This window comes from Arthrobacter sp. NQ4 (assembly GCF_029077345.1).
Classification (GTDB): Bacteria; Actinomycetota; Actinomycetes; order Actinomycetales; family Micrococcaceae; genus Arthrobacter.
Genome location: NZ_JARETC010000013.1, coordinates 52,073 through 70,968 on the forward strand (window position 1 = coordinate 52,073; position 18,896 = coordinate 70,968).

An 18,896-nucleotide genomic window follows, 5' to 3' on the forward strand; every position below is an offset into this window, starting at 1 on the left:
GGCTTCTTTTAGCCAGGCGTTTTAACCACGCGGGACCGGGGGTAGCGTTGCTTCCATGACCGGAACTGAAGGCGCCCCCCGCACCATCCGCACCGCCGTCGTCGGCTACGGGCTTGCCGGCAGCGTCTTCCACGCGCCGCTGCTGGCAGCCAACACCAGCTACTCGCTGGACGTCGTTGCAACGTCCGACGCCGGGCGGCAGGCAAGTGCCTCGTCCCGGCTTCCCGGGGTGGAGGTGGTGCGCGACGGCGCTGACGTCGTCAGGCGGGCAGCGGACCTTGACCTTGTGGTCCTGGCGACGCCGCCCATGACCCATTTCCCCCTGGCAAAGGCCGCGTTGGAGGCGGGGCTGGACGTGGTGGTGGACAAGCCGTTCGCGGTCACCAGCGCGCAGGGCGAGGAACTCATTGCGTTGGCGGGGCATCTGGGCCGGGTGCTCACCGTGTTCCACAACCGCCGGTGGGACGGGGATTTCCTGACCCTCCAAAAGCTGCTGGCGGCCCAGGCCCTGGGCCGGGTGACCCGGTTCGAGTCGCGGTTCGAGCGGTGGTCCCCGGCCATCGCCAAAGCCTGGAAAGCGCGGGCCACCGCTTCCGACGGCGGAGGCGTCCTGTTCGACCTGGGCAGCCACCTGATCGACCAGGCACTGCAGCTGTTCGGCCCGGCCACCATCCTCCACGCGGAACTGCAGGCGCGGCGGTCCGATGAGCGGGCTGACGACGACGTCTTCCTGGTCCTGCAACACCAGTCGGGAGTGATCAGCCACCTGGCCATGAACGTGCTGTGCGCCCAGCAGGGGCCGCGCTTCCGGGTGCTGGGTTCGATCGGCGGCTTCACCAAGAACGGCGTGGACCCGCAGGAGCCCTACATCGTGGCAGGTGGCAGCCCGCTGGACGGGGACTACGGCGTGGAAGCTCCGGAGTGGGCCGGGCTCCTGGGCCGCGACGGACACCTGGACCGTCTGCCCACCGAACGCGGGAACTACCCGGAGTTCTACCGCCTGCTGGCAGCCAGGATCCTCGACGGCGGAGCACAGTCATCCCTGCCCCTCCCCGTAAACCCGGAAGACGCCGTCGAGGTCCTCAAAATCATCGAGAGGGCCAGGGAGCTTGGGGTTAAATGACTCATCGATTGCTCCGTAGTTGTCGTTCCGGGGGTCCAAAACGACAAGTACGGAGCAATCGATGAAGGGGGGGCCTTAAGCGGAGACGAGCTCGTGCCAGTCAGCCACGAGGGGCAGGTTGTGGGCCTCGGACACGGAGTGGTGTGCCACGTGGCCCGCGGCGATGTTGAGGCCCGCAGCCAGGGCGGGGTCGCGGTCGAAGGCGGCCTTGACGCCCAGGTTTGCCAAGGACACCGCGTAGCGCAGGGTGACGTTGGTCAGCGCGTACGTGGAGGTGTTGGGTACGGCGCCAGGCATGTTGGCCACGCAGTAGAAGATGGTGTTGTGCACCTTGTACGTGGGTTCCTGGTGCGTGGTGGGGTGGGTGTCCTCGAAGCAGCCGCCCTGGTCCACAGCGATGTCCACCAGGACGGAGCCGGGCTTCATCCGGGCCACGAGGTCGTTGGTGACCAGCTTGGGGGCCTTGGCGCCGGGGATGAGGACGGAACCGATCACCAGGTCGGCGTCCACCACAGACTTTTCGATCTCGTACGTGTTGGAGGCAACGGTCTTCAACCGGCCCTGGTACTGGGCGTCCAGTTCGCGCAGGCGGTTGATGTTGATGTCCAGGATGGTGACGTCGGCGCCCAGGCCCAGGGCCATGGCTGCGGCGTTGGTGCCGGCAACACCGGCGCCCAGGACAACCACCTTGGCGGGGCGGACGCCGGGCACGCCGCCCATCAGGACGCCCTTGCCGCCGGCGGGGGCCATCAGGGAGGTGGCGCCGACCTGGACGGAGAGGCGGCCGGCAACTTCGGACATCGGTGCCAGCAGGGGGAGGGACCGGCCTTCCTGGACGGTTTCGTAGGCGATGGCGGTGACGCCGGAGTTGATGAGCTCCGTGGTGAGCTCCGGCTCGGCGGCCAGGTGCAGGTAGGTGAAGAGGATCAGGCCCTTGCGGAAGCGGTGGTACTCGGCCTTGATGGGTTCCTTGACCTTCATCACCATGTCGGCGCGGGCCCAGACGTCATCGGCCTCGTTGACGATCTCGGCGCCGGCGATCGAGTATTCCTCGTCGGTGATGCCCGAACCCAGGCCGGCCCCGCGCTCCACCAGCACGGTGTGCCCGTGGGTGAGGAACTCGTGGACGCCTGCCGCGGTGATGGCCACGCGGAATTCGTTGTTCTTGATTTCTTTGGGGACGCCGATGATCATCGTCTGCTCCAGTTTTTGGGGCCGGTAGGCCGAAAAGGCGGAAGGATTTTCGTGTTTCAACGATAAATCCCGCTGTGAGCCAGGCGACATGAACCCCATCGGATGCTGCACGCCAAACCGCGCCATTCCGCGGATTTCGGATCGTTCGCCTCGACACCTGTCGAGTCCTGAAGCGTCAGGTGTCGCCTCGTGTCCGTTCGTCCGCTGGGCCACCTGGGCAGTACTGTTGGCCCATGCAGCAGCAGGGTGTGGAACAGCTCGTCGAACAGGTGGCGCAGAAGCTGGGCCGTGGCCTTTCCCTTGAGGACCTGGACGGACTGCTGCTCGCCTACAGCTCCAACCAGTCCCATGCCGACCGCGTGCGGGTGAACTTCCTGTTGAGCAAGAAGGTTCCGGCGGACGTGAGCGCCTGGCAGCTCTCCCATGGCATTGCCACTGCCGTGCGGCCCGTGGTGGTTCCGGCCAACCCGGACCTGGGCATGCTGGGCCGGGTGTGCGTCCCGCTGATGGTGCGCGGCTTCCGGGTGGGTTACCTCTGGGTGCAGCAGGACTCGGCGGAGGAAAGCCCGACGGCGATCCTCACCCAACTGCCCGGCGTCAACCACGAGCTGGAGCTGCTGTCCGGGCTCCTGCTCGACTCGAACACGGCCGAATCCGAATTCCGGCGGGGCCGTGAGCGGGAATTCCTGGCCGCCTGTGCCGGAGAACCCAATGCCGTGGCCGCCGTGGCCGGGTGGAAGGAAGTCCAGGGCAGGGGTCCATGGCAGATGGTCACGGTGCTGGACGCGGACGGCTGGGCCAGCGGCCCGGACCCCATCGCGTCCACCCTGATCCACCGGTCCACCGCACTCCAGGCCACGGTGGGGGTGGACGCCGCCCTCTTCAGCGCCGGCACGGAGACGCATTCGGTGGTGCTGTTCCGCGAATCGACCGGCCGGGCCAACCATGCACAGGTCCTGGTGCACTACCAGCTGGAGCTGGCCAAGCGCTCCGGCCGCCCGGTGCACCGGATCATCCTGGGGATCAGTGAAGGCTTCGCCAAGACCCGCCAGCTCTCCGAGGCATACCGGCAGTCACGGATGGCGGCCCAGGCCGCCGCGGTGGATCCCCAGCTGGGCGAGCTGGTGGACTGCAGGGCCACCGGCGTGTACCAGTTACTCGCGTCCGCCGGGGGAGGGGTGGGGGCGTGGGCTGATTCCGGGTCGGTGTACTTCCGGATGCTCGAGGACCACGACCGCAACGGCGAGCTGATTCCGGTCCTGGAGCTGCTCTATGACAATGACGGCTCAGTCCAGGATGTGGCCACCAAGCTCCACCTGCACCGCAGCAGCATCTACAACAGGCTGGGGCGGATCCGGCAGCTGCTGGGGGTGGACCCGCTGAAGGGGATGCCCCGGCTGGAACTGCACGCCGCCCTCAAGATGCGGCGGTGGGCGGCGCGGCCCAGGATTTGATGGCCTCCGCCACCTGCCGCGGACGCAGGTGCTGGACCACATGTCCGGCGCGTTGGATCTCCACGAAGCTTCCCTCCGGCACCACCTGCGAGAGCCGGAGCGACCAGTCGGCGCCGGCCACCTGGTCGTGGTTGCCGCGCAGCACCAGGACGGGCACATTGATGCCGGCCAGCCGCCGCTCCGTGGGGTAGGCCATCATGACGGGGAGTTCGGTGAAGTACCAGCGCGGTCCGCAGCGGAAGTAGTCCGAGAAGACGAGCCAGTTGGAGGACGCGTTTTCGCGGAGGAGGGCGTCCAGGAAAAGCGCCAGCCCCTGCCGCTGCACGCTCCGGTACCGGGCGTCCACCACCGGCCCCATGAGCACCAGCCGGTGGGCCTGCCCCGGGGCGTAGAGGGCGGCTTCGATGGCGAACTGCACGCCCATGGAATGTCCCACCAGGATGTAGGAGCCAATGCCGCTTGCCTTCAGGGCCTGGGCGATGAAGGCGCCGTAGTCTGCAATGGACAGCGGCCGCTCCGGCCTGGGCGTCCCGGCGAAGCCCGGCAGGTCCAGCGAATACGTGGGGGCAACGGCGGAGAGTTCGCCGTGGAGGCGGCGAAGGTAGCGGTGGGAGACGCCGATGCCGTGGATGAGGACATAGGCGGGCGCGGCGGGGGCTCCGGCAGCGTCCGGTCCGGGAGGCGGCGTCCCGTGAGCCCAGAAGATGCGGCCATGCAAACCGTTTGCTTCCACGTCGGCAGAGTGAAGCGAAACGTCTTTCCGTCGCCGCGGCCACGTCATGCGGGGCCGCACTACCCGGCCGTGCCGGCGTGATCGCCGGCGTCCTTTTCGTGCTTGCGCTTTTGCTCCGCAAGCTTCTGCTTCCCAAGCCACGTCATGATGTCGGCCGTCCGGATCCGGCGGTGCGATCCGCGGTACTCCACCGGGATCTCGCCGCGGTCCGTCATGTTGCGCAGGTAGGTGTGCGAGATCCCGGCCAGTTCGGCCGCCTGGGAGGTGGTCAGCATCTCCTCCACGCTGCTCACGGTCACCGTTTCGCCGCGGCCCAGCCTGGCGAGGAGATCCACGACGGCGTCCCTCGCCTGTCCGGGCAGCCGGTGGACCGTTCCGTCCACGAACACGGTGATGTCATTGCTGTCCTCGAGGGCGCGCGTCAGGCTGCGGGCCTCGCCGGCGGGCAGGCCGGCCGTGACGCGGGGGGCTATCAGTGCCATGGACGTAGCCTATCCCGGGTGTGGCCGGCATGCCCGCGGGCGTCAGAGCCCCAGTTCCTCCAGGACCGGCAGCTTTTCCCGCACCCAGGCGCGGGCTTCGGTGGCGCTCGGCGCGGACAGGGCCAGCTTGGCCAGTTCCTGGGCCTCGGACAGGGTCACGGTCTTCAGGACCGCGGCCACCGCGGCAAGGGACCGCGCGGTCATGGACAGGGTGCTGACGCCAAGGCCGGTAAGGACGACGGCGAGGGCAGGATCGGCGGCAGCTTCACCACAGACGCCCACGGGCTTGTCGTGGCCCTCCGCGCGGGACCCCTCGACGGTCAGTCCCACGAGGCGCAGGACCGCGGGCTGCCAGGGGGTGTTCAGGTTGGCGAGCGGGCCGAGCTGGCGGTCGGCAGCCATGGCGTACTGCGTGAGGTCGTTGGTGCCCAGGCTGGCGAAGCTGACTTCGCGGAGGATGGCCTCGGCGGTCAGGGCCGCGGAGGGGACCTCCACCATGACGCCGGGGGTCTTGATGCCGGCGTCTGCGCACATGGAGGCGAAGCGCGAGGCTTCCTCCGCGGTGGAGATCATGGGGGCCATGACCCAGACGTCGGCCTGGGACTGCTGCTGGGCCAGGGCGATGGCTTCGAGCTGCCGGTCCAGGACGCCGGGGGTGGTGAAGTCCGTGCGGTAGCCGCGGACGCCGAGGGCAGGGTTGGGCTCCGTGGAATCGGTCAGGAAGGGCAGGGGCTTGTCCGCGCCCGCATCCAGCGTGCGCAGCACCACCTTCTTGCCGGGGAAGGCATCGAAAACGCTCTTGTAGGCAGCCGCCTGCTCTTCAACGGAAGGTTCGGTGTCCCGCTCCAGGAAGCAGAACTCGGTGCGGAAGAGGCCTACGCCCTGGGCTCCGAGCTTGGCGGCAGCTTCGGCGTCCTTGCCGCCACCCACGTTGGCGAGCAGTGGCACCTGGTGGCCATCCGCCGTCGTACCCGTGCCGGTGAACTCAGCCAGCAGCGACGCCGTGGCTGCCCAGGCTTCCGCCGTGGCACGGAGGGTCTCGTCAGGTTCGGCCGTGATGCTGCCGGCTGCGCCGTCCACGTAGACCTCGGTGCCGTCCGGGAGCTCGTCGACGCCCACGGCGGCAACCACGGCGGGCAGGCCGAGGGAGCGGGCGATGATCGCCGTGTGGGACTGGGGGCCGCCGCCGGCGGTGACCAGCGCCAGGACCTTGTTCGGGTCAAGGGTTGCCGTGTCCGCGGGGGCAAGGTCCTCTGCCACCAGCACGAACGGGGTGTTGGAGGCGGGGATGCCGGGTGCGGGGACGCCCCGCAGCGCGGCGACAATCCGGGCACGGACGTCCAGGACGTCGGTGGCCCGTTCGGCCATGTAGCCGCCCAGGTTGTGCAGCATCTCGGACACGGAGGAGCCGGATTCCCAGATGGCGCGTTCGGCAGAAACACCCCGGGCCACCAGCTTGGCCGCCCCCTTGATCAGCATGGTGTCCTTGGCCATCAGTGCAGTGGCTTCCAGGACAGCCTTGCCGTCACCGATGGCGTGCGCGGCGCGCTCCTTCAGTTCGTCGTGCACCGCCTGGGAAGCTGCCTTCAGCGCTGCGGTGGCTTCCTCGGCAGTGGTGTCCGGAGCCAGCTGTTCACCGGCGGGAGGCTCACTGATGGGTTTGGGCATCTGCCGGATGGTGCCGATGACGCGGCCTGGGCTGACGCCTACTCCTGGGAAGTTCTGCACTGAAGGTCCTCATTCTCTGCCGGTAGACAGGCCCGCCAAGTTCTCCGGCGCCGTGCCGGGTCCGCCGGAGGACTGCTACGTCCAGGGGCGGGAAACGTGCCTGAAAAAATTGTATGTGATTCAGTTCATATAGCAACGCTATAGGTGCTAGGGTAGCGGTTATGAGTTTGGATGGCCAGCTTCCCCCCAAAATGCGGCTGCTCCGTGCTGCCGCGGAACTGCTGGCAAATTCGGCGGGAGCTCCGGTCTCCACCCGCCAGATCACCCAACTGGCAGGGGTTTCGGCTCCCACCCTGTACCACCACTTCGGTGACAAGGAAGGTCTGTTCGACGCCGTCGTCGCCGCAGGGTTTGAGGAATATGTCGCGGGCGAAAGGGATTTCGCCCCCTCCGGACAGCCCCTTGAGGACATCCGGAGAATGTGGGACAACCACGTCCAGTTCGGCCTGAACCAGCCCGAGCTGTACCTGGTCATGTTCGGCAACATCCGTCCGGAAAGCCGTCCTGCCATCGTGGCGGATGCCGAGGCGCTGATGGAAGAGATGCTGAACAAGGCAGCGGCGGCGGGCCAGCTGAACGTCCAGCCCAGGGAAGCGGCCAGGTCCATCCTGGCGGCCAACGTGGGCGTGACGCTGATGCTGATTGCGGAACCCGCCACCGAACGCAACCTCGAACTGTCCACCATGACCCGGGACGCCATGATTTTCGCGGTGTCCGCCGAGCCCGCCAGCGGCCCGGCCCCGGGCGGCACCGGGAAGTCCTCGGTGGTGGTGGCAGCGATCGCCCTGAACGCCGCACTTCAGGCTTCGCACTCTGACCAGCTTTCCAGCTCGGAACTCAAGCTTTTCCTCGAATGGCTGCACCGGATCTCCACCAGCCCGGCCGGATAGCCCTACAACCCCGCATTACCCAGCAGTACGTCGTCGTAATCATCGGACCAATCCTGCGGAGCAGCAGGAATGACGGTTAGGAAATCACATGGCAACAGAGACAGTTGCAAAACCCCGCACCAGCGCGCGCGTGCACGTCCAAAAGTTCGGGACATTCCTGTCCGGCATGATCATGCCCAACATTGGCGCGTTCATCGCCTGGGGCATCATCACCGCCCTCTTCATCGAGAAGGGGTGGCTGCCCGTTCCGCAGCTCGGTGGTTTCGGCGAGACCGGCGGGAAGCCCAACATCGGCCTGGTAGGCCCCATGATCACCTACCTCCTGCCGCTGCTGATCGGCTACACCGGCGGCAAGATGGTCTACGACGTCCGCGGCGGCGTGGTGGGGGCCATCGGCACCATGGGCGTGATTGTGGGCGCCGGCATCCCGATGTTCATCGGCGCCATGATCATGGGCCCCCTGGGCGGCTGGACCATGAAGAAGATCGACTCCATCTGGGACGGCAAGATCCGCCCGGGCTTCGAAATGCTGGTGAACAACTTCTCCGCCGGCATCTGGGGCGCCCTGCTGGCACTGCTGGGCTTCTACGGCATCTCGCCGCTGGTCACCGCCTTCAGCACGGCCGCCGGCAACTTTGTCCAGTTCCTGGTGCAGAACGGCCTCCTGCCGCTGACCAGCATCTTCATCGAACCCGCCAAGGTCCTGTTCCTGAACAACGCCATCAACCACGGCGTGCTCACCCCGCTGGGCGTCCAGCAGTCCCTGGAGCAGGGCAAGTCCATCCTGTTCCTGCTGGAGGCCAACCCCGGTCCCGGCCTGGGCCTCCTGCTCGCGTACGCGTTCTTTGGCCGCGGCGCCGCCAAGGCCTCCGCCCCCGGCGCTGCCATCATCCAGTTCCTGGGCGGCATCCACGAGATCTACTTCCCGTACGTCCTGATGCGCCCGCTGCTGATCCTGGGCACCATCGCCGGCGGCATGACCGGCATCGCCACCCTGGCCATCACCAATTCCGGCCTCGTGGCCCCGGCCGCGCCTGGCTCCATCTTCGCCGTCCTGGCGCAGACCTCCCGCGACAGCTACTTCGGCGTGATCCTCTCCGTGGTGCTCGCGGCTGCCGTCTCCTTCCTGGTCTCCTCCGTCATCCTGCGCACCACCAAGCACAGTGACGAGGCGGACCTGGGCGACGCCACCGCCCGCATGGAGGCCATGAAGGGCAAGAAGAGCTCCGTTGCCTCCACCCTGACCGGTGCCGGCGCGGGAACTGCCGCTGGTGCGGCCGCCGGCCACGGCGGAGTGGGCATGCTCGCCGGCCCGGTGCGGAACATCGTGTTTGCGTGCGACGCCGGCATGGGCTCCAGCGCCATGGGCGCCTCGGTGCTGCGGAACAAGATCAAGGCGGCGGGATTCCCTGACGTCAAGGTCACCAACGCCTCCATCGCCAACCTCAGCGACACCTACGACGTTGTGGTCACCCACCAGGACCTGACCGAACGCGCCAAGCCGGTCACCTCCAGCGCCGTCCACTACTCGGTGGACAACTTCATGAACAGCCCCCGCTACGACGAGATCGTCGAGCTGGTCCGCGAAAGCAACACTGAAGGGGAAAAGTCCGACGCCGGCACCTCCCACGGTGCCCACGCCGCCGATGCCCCGGTGGACGCAGCCCCCGCTGCCGCGGGAGCGACGGCAGGCGGCGCAGCAGCCGCCACCGGAACCTCCGAGATCCTGGCCCGCGAGAGCGTGGTGCTGACCGGTAAGGCCACCACCCGCGACGCCGCCATCGACGAGGCCGGACGGCTCCTGCTGGCCCGGGGCGCCGTGGATGAGGGCTACATCGCCGCCATGCACGAGCGCGAGGAATCCGTGTCCACCTACATGGGCAGCTTCCTGGCCATCCCGCACGGCACCAACGCCGCCAAGGACCACATCCGCAAGTCCGCGGTGTCCGTCATCCGCTACCCGGAGGGCATCGACTGGAACGGCAAGGAAGTGAAGTTCGTGGTGGGCGTGGCAGGCATCAACAACGAACACCTGCACATCCTGTCCTCCATCGCCAAGGTATTCACCAACAAGGAGCAGGTGGCCCGGCTGGAGGCTGCCACGTCCGAGGACGAAGTCCTGGAGCTCTTCGGAAAGGTCAACGCATAGTGAAGGCAGTACATTTCGGTGCCGGCAACATCGGCCGCGGCTTCGTGGGCCTGCTCCTGCATGACGCAGGCTACGAGGTGGTGTTCGCGGACGTCGCGGAGGAACTCATCACCCGGCTTTCGCAGGCGGACAGCTATGCGGTGCACGAGGTGGGGGAGAACCCCGCCGTACGCACCGTGGACAACTTCCGGGCGCTGAACTCCAACGCCCAGGAAGCAGAGCTGGTCCAGGAAATCTCGACGGCGGACATCGTCACCACGGCGGTGGGCCCGCACATCCTGAAGTTCGTGGCGCCCGTGATCGCCAAGGGCATCGTCGCCAGGGAACCGGGGCTCGCGCCCCTCCAGGTGATGGCCTGCGAGAACGCCATCAATGCCACGGACATCCTGGCCAAGGAGGTTGCCTCGCAGCCCGGGGTCACCGCCGCAGTGCTCGACGGCAAGGCGGTCTTCGCCAACACCGCCGTGGACCGGATCGTGCCCAACCAGGAGGCCGGGCAGGGCCTGGACGTGACGGTGGAAACCTTCTACGAGTGGGTCATCGACCGCACCGCCTTCGGCGATTCCGTTCCGGTGATTCCGGGAGCCACCTTCGTGGATGACCTCTCGCCCTACATCGAGCGGAAGCTGTTCACCGTGAACACCGGGCATGCCTCTGCCGCCTACCTCGGCTTCGAAGCGGGCGTGGAGAAGATCTCGGACGCCATGGCGGACCAGGATGTGGCCGAGGACGTGCGGGCCGTGCTGGAGGAAACCAAGCAGCTCCTGGTGGCCAAGCACGGGTTCAGCAACGACGAGCAGGAGGCCTACGTCCAGAAGATCCTGGTCCGGTTCTCCAACCCGTACCTGCCGGACACCGTGAACCGGGTGGGCCGCGCCCCGCTGCGGAAGCTGAGCCGGCACGAACGGTTCATCGGCCCGGCGGCGGAACTGGCAGAACGCGGCGTCGTGCCGGAGGCCCTGCTGGGTGCCATCGCGGCCGCCCTGCGCTTCACCGATCCCGCCGATGCCGAGGCTACCGAGCTGGCAGCCATCCTGGCCTCCGCTGGCCCGGCGGATGCCACGGCGAAAATCACCGGGCTCGAGAAGGACCATCCGCTGTTCAATGCCGTTGCCACCCTGGTGGAGGAGCGGCAGGCGGAGCTGGCCAGCACCCCGGCCTGACACATCCCGGGACGCGCCATCACTTCCTGCACCCCCTGACGCAACGATCCATCAGATCCTGCCGGATTTCCGGCAATGCGCCATCAGCACGACGCCGGCACTCACGCGAGTGCCGGCGTCGTTCGCTTCCTGTGCAAGGCTGGGCAGGTGATCCCTGCCCAAGATGCCGTTCCTGCCCTGTTCACTGCCGACGTCGACGGCGGCACGTTCCGCCTCCGCCACGCCACCCGGGCCGACCTGCCCGCCATGGTGCGGCTGCTGGCCGACGATGCCCTGGCCGCCGGGCGGGAAACCGCGCAGGACATGGAACCTTACGAGCACGCCTTCGACGCGATAGCGGCTGACCGGAACCATCTGCTGGTGGTGGGCGAACTGGTGCCTCACGGCGAAGCCGCAGGCGCGGCAGTTGGCACCTTCCAGCTGAGTTTCCTGCCAGGGATCTCGCGGAAGGGTGCCTGGCGCTCGCAGCTCGAGGGCGTCCGGGTGGACGCGTCCCTCCGCGGCCAGGGGCTCGGGAAGCTGATGGTGGGCTGGGCGGCCGGGGAGTCCCGCAGGCGCGGCTGCAGCCTGATGCAGCTGACCACCCATCGAAGCCGCACGGCAGCCCAGCGGTTCTACCAGCAGCTGGGCTTCGAGGCCAGCCACGTCGGCATGAAGCTGGCCCTCTAGACATTGACTGTTAGGTACCCTAAATGTTAGGGTACCTAACGATGGATACCAACGATCCCCAGCTCCAGGAACTCGCCAGTGGGTTCCGCGAAGCCCTCCGCCACAGTGTCTACCTGGTCCGGCGCCTCGACGCGGACGGTGAACTCAGCGCCGCCCAGCTCAGCACGCTCAAGATGCTGCTCGGCGAAGGCCAGCGCGTCGGTGAAATTGCCCGGAACCTCGGGGTCCGCGTGCCCAGCGCCACCGAGCAGATCATCAAGCTCGAACGCGCGGGCCTGGCCCGGCGCGAGCCCGACCCGGCAGACTCCCGCGCCGTCCGGGTGATTCTCACCCCCGAAGGCCGTGCCGCCGTCGACGCCGCAAACACGCGGCGCAACCAGGTGATGGCCGACATCCTCAGCACCCTCACCGACCAGGACCGTAAAGCCCTGTCGGAGGCCCTGCCGGTCATCGACAAGATCAATGCATCCCTCCAGAACTGAACCAGCCACCCACGCTGAATTAGCCACGAACTTAGGAGTACCCTCCATGGACGGCCAGCTCGCAGAAACCCTGCCGGCACCAGAATCAACCCTGCAGGCCGAAAAGGCCTCATTCCTGAAACAGCCCAAGGCGGTGTGGGCCACCGCCCTCGCCGCAGTGTTCGCCTTCATGGGCATCGGGCTGGTGGATCCCATCCTCCCGGCCATCGCCACCAACCTGGACGCCAGCCCAAGCGAGGTATCGCTGCTCTTCACCAGCTACTTCCTGGTCACGGCGCTGGCCATGCTGATCACGGGTTTTGTGTCCTCGCGGATCGGCGGCAAGAAGACCCTGCTGATCGGCCTGGCCGTCATTGTCGTCTTCTCCTCGCTGTCCGGAATGTCCGCCAGCGTCGGTGAGCTGGTGGGCTTCCGCGCCGGCTGGGGACTGGGCAACGCCCTCTTCGTGGCCACCGCCCTCGCCGTGATCGTAGGCGTGGCCAGCGGCGGCGCCGGGACCGCCATCATCCTCTACGAAGCCGCCCTGGGCCTGGGCATCTCCCTCGGCCCGCTGCTCGGCGCCCTCCTGGGCGGCTGGCAGTGGCGCGCACCCTTCTTCGGCACCGCCGTCCTCATGGCCGCCGCCTTCATCGCCCTGATCGCCCTGCTGCCCAAGACCCCGCTGCCTGAGCGCAAGGTGCGCCTCCGCGACCCGCTGCTGGCGCTGGGACACAAGGGACTGCGGACGACGGCGGCGAGCGGCCTGTTCTACAACTACGGCTTCTTCACCATCCTGGCTTTCACCCCGTTCATCCTGGGCATGGATGCGTACGGCATTGGCGGAGTCTTCTTCGGGTGGGGCGTGGCCGTGGCGGTGTTCTCGGTCTTCGTGGCCCCGCCGCTGCAGGCCCGCTTCGGCGCGGTGAAGGTCCTGACGGGCACGCTGTTCCTGCTCATGCTGGACCTGGCCGGGCTGGGACTGGCTGCCGGGCACTCGGTTCCCGCCGTCGTCGTGCTGGTGATCGTTGCCGGTGCACTGCTGGGCGTCAACAACACCATCTACACCGAACTGGCCATGGGTGTCTCGGATTCACCCCGGCCGGTGGCATCCTCCGGCTACAACTTCGTCCGCTGGATGGGCGGCGCGCTGGCCCCGTTCGCGGCGGCCCAGCTCGGCGAGCACTTCGGCCCGCAGGTGCCGTTCTTCGCCGGTGCGGTGGCCATGGTGATCGCCATCCTGGTCGCGGTCGGCGGCCGGGCCTACCTGTCCTCGCACGAACCGCACGTCGTGTAACCGCCGCACGTCAGGCAATAAACAGCAAACCCTCCATCACGCCAGGTGATGGAGGGTTTGTTGTTTTCCGGCGGAAGCTGATGGGGCGTCGCCGGAAAGGTTGCCGAACGTGATGGGGCGTTACTTGGCTTTCGCCGAACCCTTCGGTACGAACAGCGTCTCCGCCTGCTCCAGGGACATGCCGTTGGTCTCCGGCACCTTGAACATGACGAAGAAGAAGGACGCGGCAGCGAACAGGGCATACATGGCATAGGTCAGCGGCAGGGACGCGGACGCCATGACCGGGAAGCTGAGGGTGATCACGAAGTTGGCCACCCACTGCGCGGCGGCGGCCAGGCCCAGGGCCCGGGCGCGGATCCGGGACGGGAAGATCTCGCCCAGGAGCACCCATACCAGTGGTCCCCAGGAGGCGCCGAAGCTGACGACGAACACGTTGGCCGCAACCAGGGCCACGGGACCCCACGCACCCGGGAGGGTGATGTTCTCGCCGGAGCCGGTGGCAGAGGAGAACGCCAGGGCCATGGCGCCCAGGGACACGGCCATTCCCACGGAGCCGGCCAGCAGGATGGGCCGGCGGCCCACGCGGTCAACCAGGGCAATGGCCACCAGGGTGACCAGGATGTTGGTGATGGACGTTGCCACCGAGATGGCCAGGGAGTCCTTCTCCTGGAAGCCCACAGCCTTCCACAAGGTGGTGGAGTAGTAGAAGATCACGTTGATCCCCACGAACTGCTGAAGCACGGACAGGACGATGCCCACCCAGACCACTGCCTGCAGGCCCAGGGTCTTGCCGCGCAGCGAGCCCTTCTGGCCGGCCACCTTGTCTTCCTCGATGGCGTCCTGGATCTCGCGGATGTGCCGGTCGGTGTCCTCGGCGGGGGCGATCGAGGCGAAGACCTTCCGGGCTTCCTCCTCCTTGCCCTTGAACACGAGGAACCGCGGGGACTCGGGCAGGGTGAAGGCAATCCAGCCGTAGACCACGGCCGGGACGGCGGCAGCGAGGAACATCCACCGCCATGCCTCAATGCCCAGCCAGAAGCGCTGGTCCGCGCCACCGGCAGTGGTGGCCAGGAGCGCGTCGGACAGCAGGGCGGCGAAGATGCCGGTGGTGATGGCCAGCTGCTGCAGCGAGGCCAGGCGGCCGCGCACCTGCCGCGGCGAAATCTCGGAAATGTAGGCCGGGGCGATGACCGACGCCAGGCCGATGCCCAGCCCGCCCACCAGGCGCCAGAACACCAGGTCCCAGACGCCGAAGGCGAACCCGGTGCCCAGGGCGCTGACCAGGAACAGCAGCGCGCCGAGCTTCATGGCGGGAATGCGGCCGTGCCGGTCCGCCACCTTGCCGGCCAGGAAGGCGCCGGCCGCGCAGCCCAGGAGGGCAATGGCCACGGCGAAGCCTGTCACGGCCTCGGAGAGCGCGAATTCTCCCTTCAGTGCATCCACGGCCCCGTTGACCACGGACGAGTCAAAGCCGAAGAGGAATCCGCCCACCGCCCCCGCGAGCGCCAGCCAGATCACCCGCCGCGGAATCCCGGTGGTGGTCTGCTCCTGTGCAGTGGGCATGGTTCTCCCTGGGTTTGGGGGTTTTATGGATGCGGTGCGGACGTCGTCGGCTGCGGTACCGGCCAAAGGGGCCGGCGCACACGCGCTAAACAGTGTGGCACGTCACCGCCTTAGGTTCCACTTGGCGCCCCTGTCCCCTTGAGCGGCTTTCCCCTTAAACGCCGGACGACGACGGCGGGCCGTGCCGCCGTCGTCGTCCGTTCAGTGCGCTCCCGGGCCACCTGCTAGTGCGCCGGAATCTCCATGCTGTCCCTGTCCTGCGGGGATGCTTTCTGGTCGGTCAGCTTCTTCCGGGGGAGGGCGAAGCTGATGAGGAACGCCAGGCCGGTCAGGGCTGCCGCCGTCAGCATCACCGTGTCAATGGACGTGGCGAACCCGTCGGTGATGGGCCTGGTCAGGGTGCTGTTGGCGGTGTGCAGCCAGCTGGTGTCGTTCAGGGAGTCGTTGGATGCACCGTTCTTGAAGAAGTCGTACAGCTTGGCGTTGGCCGGGTCCGACGCGATGGCGGGGTCCTTGAGCACGGCCAGGTAGGCGGGATCCGTGGCGGCGGCCTTCATGCTGTCGGCGATACGGCTGGCAGCCAGGCTGAACAGCATGGAGATGAAGACGGCGGTTCCCACGGCACCGCCCATGGAGCGGAAGAACGCTGCCGAGGAGGTCCCCACGCCCATGTCCCGCGGCGGTACCGAGGTCTGCATGGCCAGCGTGAGCGGCTGCATGCAGAAGCCCAGGCCCACTCCGAAGAACACCGCAATCAGGCCCGGCACCCACAGGTCCGTGTCCACTCCCAGCGAGAAGCCCATCACCAGGGCCGCCGCGGTCAGGATTCCGGTACCCATGATGGGAAAGATGCGGAACGTTCCGGAGGCTGAGATGGTGCGGCCGGCCGTGATGGATCCGAACAGGATGCCCACCGTGAAGGTGATCATCATCAGGCCGGCTTCGGTGGGGGTGAGGCCCTTCACGAGCTGGAGGTACATCGGGAGCATGGCGATGGCGCCGAACATGCCGATGCCGATGATGAAGTTCAGCAGCGAGGACAGGCCGAACGTGACGTTGTGGAAGAGCCGCAGCGGGATGAGTGCGTAGTCGCCGGCGCGTTTCTCCGCCAGCAGGAACCAGGCAATGCCCACCACGCCCAGGCCGTAGCAGAGGAAGGAGTTCAGCGAGGTCCAGCCCCAGGTGCGGCCCTGTTCGGCCACCAGGAGGAGGGGAACGATGGCCACGGTGATCGCTGCCGCGCCCCAGTAATCGATTTTCTGCTTGAGGTGCTTGGCGGGAAGGTGCAGGAACAGGAACACCACCGTCAGGGCCGCCAGTCCGATGGGAATGTTGATGAAGAACACCCAGCGCCAGCCGTCAAAGCCCAGGATGTTGGCGGAACCGGCGAACGCGCCGCCCACTACCGGACCCAGGACCGAGGAGATTCCGAACACGGACATGAAGTAGCCCTGGAACTTGGCGCGGTCCTTGAGCGAGACGATGTCGCCGATGATGGTCAGCGCCAGGGCCAGCAGGCCGCCGGCGCCCAGGCCCTGGATGCCGCGGGCGATGGCCAGTTCAGTCATCGAGTGCACGGACCCCGCGTAAAGCGAGCCCACCAGGAAGACGGCGATGGCGGCCAGGTACAGCGGGCGGCGCCCGAAAATGTCGCTCAGCTTGCCGTAGAGCGGGGTGCTGACCGTGGACGTGATCAGGTAGGCGGTGGTGGCCCACGCCTGCAGGGAGAGCCCGTCCAGGTCGTTGGCGATGGTGTAGATGGACGTGGAGACGATGGTCTGGTCAAGGGATGCCAGGAACATGCCCAGCATCAGGCCCACCATTACGGTGACGATCTGGCGTCGTGTCAGGGTTTCTCCGGCGCCTGGCGCGGCAGTGGCTTTGGACATGGGTGCTCCAAGGGAAGAAAAAGGATACAAGCAGCGATAGTTGCTTTCAGTAACTATCTTACCGGCTCTTTCTATTCCCCGCCGTGCGTATTTTGTTGCTGAAGCCTTTGCCCAAACGCCCCTACGGTTCCACGAGGATGCCGTCGGGATCGCACCAAACGGTGGCTCCGGGGCGGAACGTCACGCCGTCGATCACCACGTCCACGTCGACCTCGCCGGCTCCGGCCTTCTGGCTCTTCCTGGGGTTGCTTCCGAGGGCCTTGACGCCGAGGTCCAGTTCAGCGATTGCCAGCCGGTCGCGGATGGCGCCATTGATGACGACGCCGGCCCAGCCGTTGGCCACAGCGCTTTCGGCGATCATGTCCCCCATCAGGGCGGTGCCCAGCGAGCCGCCGCCGTCCACCACCAGGACCGCACCGTTCCCTGGCGAGCCGAGCGTGGACTTCACCAGGGCGTTGTCCTGGAAGCAGCGGATGGTCCGGACCGGACCGCTGAAATGGGACCTGCCACCCAAGGACTGGAACTGCAGGGACACCGATGCCAGTGCGTCGCCGCGCTCATCGTAGAGATCGGCAGTGTTCATGGCCGGAGCGGATCCGTTTCCTGCTGGTGTGGTCACGTGGCTCTCCTCGCGTGGTGGTGGACTGTGCACATTCGTCGCCCGGCGCAGGGCGGCGCGTTACCGCCCACGATAGTCTGATCCCACCGCCAACCGGCCGTACCAGGGGGAGCCAAACCAATGAGTGTGTCCAATACGCCCGCGCCGGACGGCACCTTCGCGGCCCAAACCCCGGCGGCAGCGCTCGCCGAACCGGTTGAGCGGGTCACTGCCCGCTGGGTGACCGGGCTGGTGCTGGTGAACGTGGGGATCAACGCCGCCTTCTTCGGCCCCATCAACGTCTTCATCGGCCAGCAGGCCATCAGCATCGATGCGCCTGCCAAGGAAGCCATCCTGTCCCTGGTCACGGCCTGCGGGGCCGCCGTGTCGCTGGTGGCCAACCCCCTCTTCGGCGCGCTGTCGGACCGGACCACGTCACGGTTCGGCCGGCGGGCGCCGTGGGTGCTGGCCGGGGCAGTGCTTGCCACCGCGGCGCTGCTGGCCATGTCCTTCTCGGGTGCCGTGGCGCTCATGGTTCTCTTCTGGTGCCTGGTGCAGCTGGGCGCGAACGCCGCCTACGCCGCCATCACCGCCGCCGTCCCGGATCGGGTTCCCGTGGTCCAGCGCGGGGGAGTGGGCGGACTCGCGGCAATGGGCCAGACCCTCGGCATCCTCACGGGGGCGGTCTTCGGCGCCGTGGTCTCCGGAAACTTCATGGTGGGCTACTGGCTCTGCGCGGGTGCGCTGCTGCTCTCCGTGCTGCCGTACCTGTTCCACCGGAACGACCCCGAACTTCCCAAGTCTGAACTGACGGCTTTCCGCCCCCTCGGTTTCATCAAGGGCTTCTGGATCAGCCCGCGGCGCTATCCGGACTTCGCGTGGGCCTGGCTGACCCGTTTCCTGGTCAATGTGGGCAACCAGCTGACCATCGTCTACCTCCTCTTCTTCCTGCGCGACGTCATCCACTTCGGGGATCCCGCCATGGGGGTGTTGGTCCTGACCGGCATCTATGCCGTGATGGTGATGATCACGGCCGTCGTCGCTGGGCCCTGGAGTGACAGGGTGGGGCGGCGGAAGCCCTTCGTCATCGGATCCTCCGCCACCATCGCCATGGCCGGTGCCATCATGGCGTTCTTTCCCGTGTGGCCCGGTGCGCTGGCCGGTGCCGCGGTCCTGGGCATCGGGTTTGGCGCCTACCTGGCCGTGGACTTTGCCCTGTTGACCCAGGTCCTGCCTTTCGCCATCAGCCGGGGCAAGGATATGGGCGTCATCAACGTGGCCAACTCGCTGCCGCAGGTGGTTGCTCCGGCTTTGGCGCTCCTGGCCGTGAACTACTGGGGCGGCTACCGGACCCTGTTCCTCACCGCTGCGGCAATAGGACTCCTGGGCGCGGTCTTTGTGGTGAAGATCCGGGGCGTCGGCTGACCCCTTGGGGGCCTGAAGATAAGGCCGCTGACTAATTAGGTCACGTGCCTGTGCCGTATAGTTGAACCGGGCTGCAGGGCG

At 67.2% G+C, this 18,896-nt stretch carries 16 protein-coding genes; 9 read left to right on the forward strand and 7 right to left on the reverse strand.

Going from position 1 to position 18,896, the window contains the following annotated elements; genetic code table 11:
* The first annotated feature begins 55 nt into the window (after positions 1-55).
* Positions 56-1,123, forward strand: coding sequence for a Gfo/Idh/MocA family protein (locus tag PUN51_RS17975; RefSeq protein ID WP_224023731.1), 1,068 nt, complete (start codon positions 56-58; stop codon positions 1,121-1,123).
* Positions 1,124-1,198: 75 nt separating this feature from the next.
* Here PUN51_RS17975 and ald read toward each other — a convergent pair whose 3' ends face one another.
* Positions 1,199-2,317 (reverse strand): alanine dehydrogenase, encoded by a 1,119-nt coding sequence (gene ald / locus PUN51_RS17980; RefSeq protein WP_275182015.1) that lies wholly within the window; start codon positions 2,315-2,317, stop codon positions 1,199-1,201.
* Positions 2,318-2,550: 233 nt separating this feature from the next.
* Here ald and PUN51_RS17985 point away from each other — a divergent pair, with 233 nt between their 5' ends.
* A complete protein-coding gene (locus tag PUN51_RS17985) occupies positions 2,551-3,771 on the forward strand; it encodes a PucR family transcriptional regulator (RefSeq protein WP_159629666.1) in 1,221 nt (406 codons plus the stop codon).
* Here PUN51_RS17985 and PUN51_RS17990 read toward each other — a convergent pair.
* The 3 genes from PUN51_RS17990 to ptsP are packed head-to-tail and all read right to left on the reverse strand — an operon-like array spanning position 3,734 to position 6,714.
* Positions 3,734-4,552: an alpha/beta fold hydrolase gene (locus PUN51_RS17990; protein WP_275181980.1), complete on the reverse strand. Its 819-nt coding sequence runs from the start codon at positions 4,550-4,552 to the stop codon at positions 3,734-3,736. The genes PUN51_RS17985 and PUN51_RS17990 overlap by 38 nt on opposite strands.
* A gap of 11 nt (positions 4,553-4,563) precedes the next feature.
* Positions 4,564-4,986 carry a helix-turn-helix domain-containing protein gene (locus PUN51_RS17995; protein ID WP_224023726.1) on the reverse strand — a complete coding sequence of 141 codons (423 nt, stop codon included), beginning with the start codon at positions 4,984-4,986 and terminating at the stop codon, positions 4,564-4,566.
* A gap of 42 nt (positions 4,987-5,028) precedes the next feature.
* Positions 5,029-6,714, reverse strand: a complete 1,686-nt coding sequence (gene ptsP / locus PUN51_RS18000) for a phosphoenolpyruvate--protein phosphotransferase (RefSeq protein ID WP_159629671.1) — start codon at positions 6,712-6,714, stop codon at positions 5,029-5,031.
* A 161-nt stretch (positions 6,715-6,875) separates the two neighbouring features.
* Here ptsP and PUN51_RS18005 point away from each other — a divergent pair, with 161 nt between their 5' ends.
* The 6 genes from PUN51_RS18005 to PUN51_RS18030 all read left to right on the forward strand — a co-directional run bounded on the left by PUN51_RS18005 (position 6,876) and on the right by PUN51_RS18030 (position 13,340).
* Positions 6,876-7,604: a TetR/AcrR family transcriptional regulator gene (locus PUN51_RS18005; RefSeq protein WP_159629673.1), complete on the forward strand. Its 729-nt coding sequence runs from the start codon at positions 6,876-6,878 to the stop codon at positions 7,602-7,604.
* 88 nt (positions 7,605-7,692) lie between these two features.
* On the forward strand, positions 7,693-9,753 hold the full coding sequence (locus PUN51_RS18010; protein ID WP_275181981.1) for a PTS mannitol transporter subunit IICBA: 2,061 nt from the start codon (positions 7,693-7,695) through the stop codon (positions 9,751-9,753).
* A complete protein-coding gene (locus tag PUN51_RS18015) occupies positions 9,753-10,916 on the forward strand; it encodes a mannitol-1-phosphate 5-dehydrogenase (protein ID WP_275181982.1) in 1,164 nt (387 codons plus the stop codon). Before PUN51_RS18010 ends, PUN51_RS18015 begins: the two co-directional genes overlap by 1 nt.
* 177 nt (positions 10,917-11,093) lie before the next feature.
* On the forward strand, positions 11,094-11,585 hold the full coding sequence (locus PUN51_RS18020) for a GNAT family N-acetyltransferase (RefSeq protein ID WP_275182016.1): 492 nt from the start codon (positions 11,094-11,096) through the stop codon (positions 11,583-11,585).
* A gap of 41 nt (positions 11,586-11,626) precedes the next feature.
* Entirely contained in the window at positions 11,627-12,067 is a 441-nt protein-coding gene (locus tag PUN51_RS18025) for a MarR family winged helix-turn-helix transcriptional regulator (RefSeq protein ID WP_275181983.1), read from the forward strand.
* Positions 12,068-12,113: 46 nt separating this feature from the next.
* Entirely contained in the window at positions 12,114-13,340 is a 1,227-nt protein-coding gene (locus PUN51_RS18030; protein WP_275181984.1) for an MFS transporter, read from the forward strand.
* A 120-nt stretch (positions 13,341-13,460) separates the two neighbouring features.
* Here PUN51_RS18030 and PUN51_RS18035 read toward each other — a convergent pair whose 3' ends face one another.
* From PUN51_RS18035 to rraA, 3 genes are all read right to left on the reverse strand, one after another.
* Positions 13,461-14,903: a sugar porter family MFS transporter gene (locus PUN51_RS18035; RefSeq protein ID WP_159629683.1), complete on the reverse strand. Its 1,443-nt coding sequence runs from the start codon at positions 14,901-14,903 to the stop codon at positions 13,461-13,463.
* A gap of 224 nt (positions 14,904-15,127) precedes the next feature.
* A complete protein-coding gene (locus tag PUN51_RS18040; protein WP_275181985.1) occupies positions 15,128-16,792 on the reverse strand; it encodes an MDR family MFS transporter in 1,665 nt (554 codons plus the stop codon).
* Between the two features lie 121 nt (positions 16,793-16,913).
* The gene (rraA, locus tag PUN51_RS18045; protein ID WP_224027236.1) at positions 16,914-17,375 is read right to left on the reverse strand and encodes a ribonuclease E activity regulator RraA; all 462 of its coding nucleotides are present in this window, start codon (positions 17,373-17,375) and stop codon (positions 16,914-16,916) included.
* A 156-nt stretch (positions 17,376-17,531) separates the two neighbouring features.
* On the opposite strand from rraA, the gene PUN51_RS18050 reads away from it, so the two are divergent.
* Positions 17,532-18,815 carry an MFS transporter gene (locus PUN51_RS18050; RefSeq protein WP_275181986.1) on the forward strand — a complete coding sequence of 428 codons (1,284 nt, stop codon included), beginning with the start codon at positions 17,532-17,534 and terminating at the stop codon, positions 18,813-18,815.
* Positions 18,816-18,896: the final 81 nt, after the last annotated feature.